Annotated in this window: 5 protein-coding genes; 3 read left to right on the top strand and 2 right to left on the bottom strand. The window is 58.0% G+C overall.

Annotation, left to right across the window (positions count from 1 at the left end):
* Positions 1 to 718 precede the first annotated feature (718 nt).
* Positions 719 to 3,850, top strand: a complete 3,132-nt coding sequence (locus tag ACJWXQ_RS12910) for a delta-60 repeat domain-containing protein (protein ID WP_406672962.1) — start codon at positions 719 to 721, stop codon at positions 3,848 to 3,850.
* A gap of 143 nt (positions 3,851 to 3,993) precedes the next feature.
* Here the strand turns inward: ACJWXQ_RS12910 and ACJWXQ_RS12915 are convergent, their stop codons facing one another.
* Positions 3,994 to 4,620 (bottom strand): lipocalin family protein, encoded by a 627-nt coding sequence (locus tag ACJWXQ_RS12915; RefSeq protein ID WP_346053400.1) that lies wholly within the window; start codon positions 4,618 to 4,620, stop codon positions 3,994 to 3,996.
* 368 nt (positions 4,621 to 4,988) lie between these two features.
* Here ACJWXQ_RS12915 and ACJWXQ_RS12920 point away from each other — a divergent pair, with 368 nt between their 5' ends.
* A complete protein-coding gene (locus tag ACJWXQ_RS12920) occupies positions 4,989 to 5,249 on the top strand; it encodes a hypothetical protein (protein WP_346053398.1) in 261 nt (86 codons plus the stop codon).
* A gap of 95 nt (positions 5,250 to 5,344) precedes the next feature.
* Positions 5,345 to 5,692, top strand: a complete 348-nt coding sequence (locus tag ACJWXQ_RS12925) for a hypothetical protein (protein WP_406672963.1) — start codon at positions 5,345 to 5,347, stop codon at positions 5,690 to 5,692.
* A 143-nt stretch (positions 5,693 to 5,835) separates the two neighbouring features.
* Here the strand turns inward: ACJWXQ_RS12925 and ACJWXQ_RS12930 are convergent.
* Positions 5,836 to 6,705: hypothetical protein (locus ACJWXQ_RS12930; protein WP_406672964.1), on the bottom strand; the 870-nt coding region annotated here is incomplete at its 5' end.

Here is a 6,705-nt window from a genome sequence, read left to right on the forward strand (position 1 = left end):
TCTCCCTGCCTGTTGCGTAATCGGCAGAAGAGACAAGTGAGACCAGGAAACCCACTACTCGAATCGCTAGCCTGCCGATTTCAGGGACACTAAATTTCTGTTCGCCTCCGTGACCCTGTGTGCATCGGACAGTCCCAGTAGCGGCTGGTGCCGTCGAATTCTTCCACTTGCGGGCGGATATCGTCGTCAGGTGCGCTGTGGTGGATTTTGCTCATAGCCTTTCTTTTCGCGCAGGCGGACCAAATTATTGTGGCTGGCGCCTGAGAGCTGCAGTTCCAACCTGTCCCGATCCGCCTGTTTTCGGCTTAAGGGGGGGCGCCAGCCTCCCTCTCTTCTACAGGCCGCTCCTCGCCCCAAAGGCCCTAACCGTGGGCTCCTCGACCCCAGTCCGGCTCATTGCAGCTTGCGAAAGGCCACCCTTAGCGCGCCAGAGGCCCAAAGATGGTCCCCCACGTGGGGGGTGGCAGCCACAGAGCCGGGGACTAAGGTAGAGGGTGGAATCCTCTAGAAATGGCAATCGGCTGGATTCACGAAGATAGCAGCAAGTTTCGACTGCCGGATCCTGGAAGCGTTAACGAGACAGGCGCTATGGGGGAGCTTCTTGGGTTATTGCTCTCTTTTTGCGGGGACCTGCTCGACATTCAGACCTCTTACTGTCGATATTCGCAGTCTCTGGCTGCCTTCGGTGGCCAGACAGGGAGGAAACGGAGAGATTTTCATGAGCAATCAGACATTTGATGATCAAATACTGCGCACACGCTTATTGCCCGCGCTTCTCGTGTCAACTCTGGCCCTATCGCTGGGTGGGCTGGCAGCCTGTTCCAGTAGCAGCGATGACGACGAGGTTGGTGAGGCAGAGACTTTTGCCATCGGCGGCGAGGTTAGCGGATTGGGGCCCGAGCCCCTGGTGTTGGAGCTCAATGGCGACGAATCGTTGACCATTGATGGTGACGGTGCCTTCAGCTTCGATACAGAGCTGGAAGAGGGCGAGACCTACCAGGTGCTGGTCGAAACGCAGCCGGATGGCCAGGAATGTACGGTCGAAAACGGTGGCGGCACAGTCGCGGACGCCGATGTGGATGACATCCAGGTCAACTGTGAAGATTTGACCTACTCCGTCGGCGGCGAAGTGAGCGGTTTGAACGGCTCCACCGCTGTGCTCGAGCTGAATAGTGATGAGACGCTTTCTCTCGATGATGACGGGCCGTTTGCCTTCAATACCGAGCTTGGTCATGGGGAAGACTATACCGTCGCAGTCGAGAGCCACCCAGATGAAATGGTTTGCGAGCTGGATAACGAAACCGGCACGATTGACATGGCCGACGTCGATGACGTCATGGTGACCTGCGAGGCGCTGAATGTCGGTGCCTCGAGCAAACGCAATTCCGTGGTGTTGGACTGGGATCGAGCCGGTGATGTCGATATCCTGTTTTCCACCGATCCCGAGTGCGACTGGAGCAACGTCACGTCCTGCGATAACGGTGGTATGATCCCGGCTGCTTCCGGTGGCGAGCACACGCTGACCGTGGAAGACGATGGTTTGCAGGCTGATACAGTCTATGCCTTCGTCAAGCAGGTCGGTGGTGGGCTTTCTGCCCCAGCCTACGCGACCCCGATGACCTACGAGCTGTCTGGAACTGTCAACGATACCGCGATTAGTGGCGGTGTGTTGTATGTGGGCGGTGATTTTGAAAGCTATGGTCCCCGTACTGGCGGCATGGCAATGTACCGTTTGGACAAAGCCACTGCAGAAATGACCGGTCCCAAGATGGATGTTTCATCGGACGACTCCAACGGTATAGTCTACGCCGTCGTGGAAGACCCGAATGGCGGTTGGTTTGTTGGTGGCGCATTTGACACGATTCAGGGCGAACCACGGGAAAACCTGGCTCGCTTGAATGCGGACGGCAGCCTGGATCAAGACTGGGATGTTCCCGCACCCGGTTCTTTTGTGTTCGCAATGGCAGTGAGTGACGACCGCCTTTATGTTGGTGGTAGTTTCGATAGTCTGGCCGGAGATAGTGACTACCAGCATGTCGGAGCTCTGGAGCTGGATGGCAGCCTCGACACGGCTTTCGACGCATCAGAGATTACCAATACGGTCCGGTCCATGGTTCTCGATGGTGATGACCTCTATCTTGGCGGGCATTTCACGGACAATGTGACAGCTTTGAATGCCGGAGATGGAAGCCCCATCGATCTCTTCGATGCCTCCACTGACGGGCCCGTCTGGCATGTGAGTCGCCATGATGATCGTCTCTTCGTCGGCGGGCTTTTTGGCCAGGCGAATGGTGAGGCTAGATCCGGTCTGGCTGCATTCGAGGTATTGGACGGTATACTCGATGATTTTGATGCAGATATATCGGGAATGGCTGTCACGAGTGTCATTGGCGACGGCGATGATCTGATTATCGGCGGCTGGTTCGAGGAGGTTGGCGGCGCCGAACGTGAGGCCGTGGCGCGGGTAGATCAGGATACTGGCGCGGTCAGGGATGACTGGTCCGTCGACATGCCGGAAGGCGCAATCATTTATGATCTTGCGCTGCACGATGGCATGCTTTACATCGCCGGTGAAAACTTTTCCTACATTGGCGATGAGAGATTGACTAACTTCGCCCGGGTGGAAGCCGGAAGCGGTGAACCGGATGGAGATTGGAATCCCGTTGCAGTGGGACTTAGAGGCCACGAGTTCCTGATCAGTGGCGAGACCATGTTGGCCTTCGGCAATGTGGATTACATGGGCGGTTACGATCGTCCGCGGCTTGCCTCCTTCTCGCTGGTGGACTTCGGACTGACGGACTGGAATCCCGTGATCAATGATGGGGAAGTGCGGACGATTGCACCGGAAGGAAGCACTGTCTATGTAGGAGGCAGCTTCAGCCAGGCCAATGGCGTTGATGTGGGTAACGCTGTTGCATTTACCCAGGTGGATGGTGACCTCGACGGCTGGAATCCTTCGACCGATGGCCCCGTCAATGCCCTTGTCCTCAAGGACGACGGTAACCTCTACATGGGCGGCGAATTTACGGAGGTGGCCGGTCAGTCCTGGGGTAGCTTGACTTACCTGGACGGGGACGTCGGTCAGCCCTTCCTGGTCAACGATCCGGAGCTGGATGGCCCCGTTTATACCATTGCGAAAGATTCGCCAGCCAATGCTATTGCCGTCGGTGGCTCATTTAGCGAGTCAGGCGGCTCCACGAGGGAGAATGCCGCTTTTTTCGACGACAGCGACCTTACTCTGCGGAATTGGACTCCTGATCCCGATGGGACTGTCCATGCTATCGCAACCAATACGGATCCATCACCGAGCCACACCACGTTCTTGGCAGGTGGCTTCCAGAATATTGCGGGCGAATCGCAGGAGTACTTCGCTCAGATAGACGGTAACTCGGAACTCGCTGATGCCACTGGTGCGGCAGTTCCAATGCGGGCGGTATCCTATCTGGGAGCAGAGAATCGATTGCTACTGGGCTGGGAAGATGGCTATGGCGTCCTGACGGTAGATGACACCGACGTCACCCTTAACAATAATAATGTCAACTTCACGGACGGCTGGGTAGAAACCTTGTCTCAGGATGAAGATCATATCGTGCTGGGTGGCGACTTCCGGCATTACGATGGCCAGCTTCACGGCCCGCTCGTCGTGCTTGATGCCGATACCCTGGAGCCGGTCTGGCCCGGCCCGGAGGCCGCCTCCATGGCGGTCGAGGCCAAGAGCCGGCCGAGCGCTTCTGCCAATCAGGTTGGTCACGGGGCGACGCCGAGCAAGGATGCCTCCGATGAGGCCCTGCAGGGGGCCTCGGACGACCACCCGGCCAGCAAACTGGACGACGTCAAGCGCCTGCACTGAGGAAAAGGCATCAGCCCCAACTGGGGCAATACCTGGAAAAGGGAGGCTTCGGCCTCCCTTTTCTTTTCTGGGGCAAACCGAGCGGAGTGCTGTCAGCATGGCTGGATCGCCCAGGCGTGGGAAAGGACTCAAATGGGTATGTGTCAGTATCCCGCCAACTCCAGATAGCCTTGTCCATCAATCGCCTGGCCCTCGCGCTCCCCCTCTACGGTCATCGCCCCTTCCCAGTAACGGAAGGTGCCGTCGATTTCCTGGGCCTCGAGACGTGGTTCGATATTCAGGGTTGGCGCCAGTTCCGGGATGCGGAGTTGCCAGGCGAGAGGGTAGCGGACGCCGGTTTTTGGGCTTTGCCAGTGGGATTGGATGTCGAGCTCGACATCGTTGACGGTGAGCAGACGGGTGTCGCCGTCGGGGGTGACGTGGAGGCCCTTGCTGAAGGGGCTGGTTTGGCCGTTCTCTTCCCGCAGGCGGTAGAACATGATGTCGCTACCGTCGGAGAGTTGCAGGGAGAACCAGTCCCAGCCGGTCTGCTCTTCGCTCAGGGCGCTGCTGCCCCATTCCCGGTCCATCCAGCCGAGACCCTCCCCCCGGTGTGCTTCCTCGTCCAGGTGGATGAGGCCTTGGGTGTCGAGGCGGGTGTAGGAGAAGTAGCGGGAGGCGTTGCCAGGGTCGGGGCCTTTCCGGCTGTAGCCCTGATCGCCCTGCAGGACGTGGGGGCGGGCCGGGTTCAGCGTCAGGTCCAGCTCGAATTCGCAGGCCCTGGCCGCCAATCACGTTCAGCCGCGTCGACTTGCCCGCCCCGCTGCGCCCGACAATGGCCAGCTGCCCACCGGGCGCCACCTACAGCGACACCTGCGCCAGCACCTGCCGCGACCGCCCGGCCTCGGCGAAGTCCTTGTCCACGCCATCCAGCCTGATCGCCGCCGACTGCTCGTTCATGAGATCATCCTCCGTGCCTTGCGCCATCCTAATCGCAACGACGAAGCGCGGGGAAGGGAGAAGGAGCCGTCAGGGCCGGATGGGGAACCGCCGATCCAGCGTTGCTGGAAAATAGTCCAAGATACAGCGCCTCGCTTGCTGAGGCGCTCGCCAGGTATAGTGCAAGGCCATTTGGGGTCGCAGTTGAAAAGGGGGGGGTATGAGTACCGCCGCTATCAAGGCGAAGCGTTCCCTGGATATTTTGAAGATTGTCGTCGGAGCGGTTTATCTGCTCCGGTATTACGGGCACTACTTCGCAGCCGCATTCCCGTTTGTATTCCTTCTGGCCGCCGATCTGCCCGCAGCGATTGAGATTGGACTGAGCATTCTATTGGTCGCCATTCTCGTGGTAGAGACCGGTTTTCTGTCACTCGCCTATCATGAGCTTGATCAGCAAGGCAGCACCGTGGAGCTTTCTTGATGAGAGTAGTGATTGGTATCTACTTGCTCGGGTGTTTAAGCGCTATGGAGGGGAGGTGATGAACTATCATCGTTTCAAGTATGGTCCAATGCCGCATGATTACGGGGTTTCTTGCAGGGGTGACTGGCTTGCCTGTGGTGTTTTCCCTTGATGGAGCACCTGGTGGATTGTTTCTGATCGTATTGGCGATATTCCTCGCCTTCGGTATGGTGCCGTTCATGGCCTGCCTGATTTCTGACTATGCGGCACGCACCGCGCTTTGGCTGCTCGCTGTTTTCTACACGATTGCATCGCTCGCTACGGTTTCCCTTCTGATTTATTTGTTTCCCAATCCGACTATTGCGCCCTTCTTGGTCGGCGCGCTGGTGATTTTTGCACTCGTTGCCGGTACTGCCATTTGGTTCCTCAGGACCAGTGATGACAGTATGGAGGCGGAATCGTAGCGTTGAGCCGGTTTGGATAAAAAGCAGGCCCCGTCAAGACCAGTAAATGCGCAAAGAAGCGTCCGTTTGGGCGAGGCAGTGTCTTCGCAGAAGGAGAGTTTCGGGGGCCGATGATCAGTCATCGGCCCCCGAACGCTTCCGGATCAGTGGTTGAAGGGATCAAGCAGACCCAAAGGCCCTTTCTCGGCAAACTCGCCAACCTGGCCTTGGGCGGAATTTGCCGAAATCTGCGATTGGCTTGCATGAAAACGGCCTGGCGGTGCTTCGATAAGTGGCTGAAAGTCGTCATCGACAATCACGAAGCCGGCATGGCCATCTCCGCTCATGTCGGCAAAAAATCCGCCGACGACAATTCTTTGATTCCCTTGCGCGACAGCCCGGACTTCCCCGTTGAATTCAGGGGTGGGGCCAAGCGGCGAAAATTCCAAGTTCTCCAGGTTCAGCTCGGCCAGCCCAATGGCGGGTTCACCCGCGAACTCGGTGAACCTGCCTGCGACCAGAAGCCGACCGCTATCCGTATCAAGGGACATGTCGAATACGGTTCCATTTGCCTCCGGGGTATCCGCAACCACACTTCCGCCAGATGACAGCAATGCGAAGCGACCCTGAGCCCCTCCACCGATTTCGGTGAAATCACCCCCTGCCAGGACATGGTCATCGCCGTCAGAGAGAACTGACCAGACAGATCGATTCGGGTCCGGATCCCAGGTGATGGGTGAGAGCCCGGTGTCGCTCACTGCAGCGATATTCCCATTATCGCTACCGCCAATATCACCGAAAGCACCCCCTACGAAGAGAATGTCCTGGTCAGGGAAATGGGAAAGCGAGAGTACGCTTCCCAATACCTCCGGGTCGCCGGTACCGGTGATGGCGTTCCCAAGGCTGCTATCGAGAATGGCGAGTGACGAGCGCGTTTCCCCTCCGGCTTTTGTGAACTGGCCGCCGATCGCAAGATGCCCGTCTGCCACGGGTTCAACTGTCACAACCTGAGTGCCAGATACATCCGGGTCCCA

Origin of the sequence: Natronospira sp., assembly GCF_007134575.1 — a bacterium.
GTDB classification, from domain to species: domain Bacteria; phylum Pseudomonadota; class Gammaproteobacteria; order Natronospirales; family Natronospiraceae; genus Natronospira; species Natronospira elongata.

Excerpts from the sequence above, each read along its gene's own strand:
- ACJWXQ_RS12910 (WP_406672962.1), top strand. The coding sequence starts at position 719 with ATGAGCAATCAGACATTTGATGATCAAATACTGCGCACACGCTTATTG.
- ACJWXQ_RS12920 (WP_346053398.1), top strand. The coding sequence starts at position 4,989 with ATGAGTACCGCCGCTATCAAGGCGAAGCGTTCCCTGGATATTTTGAAG.
- ACJWXQ_RS12925 (WP_406672963.1), top strand. The coding sequence starts at position 5,345 with ATGATTACGGGGTTTCTTGCAGGGGTGACTGGCTTGCCTGTGGTGTTT.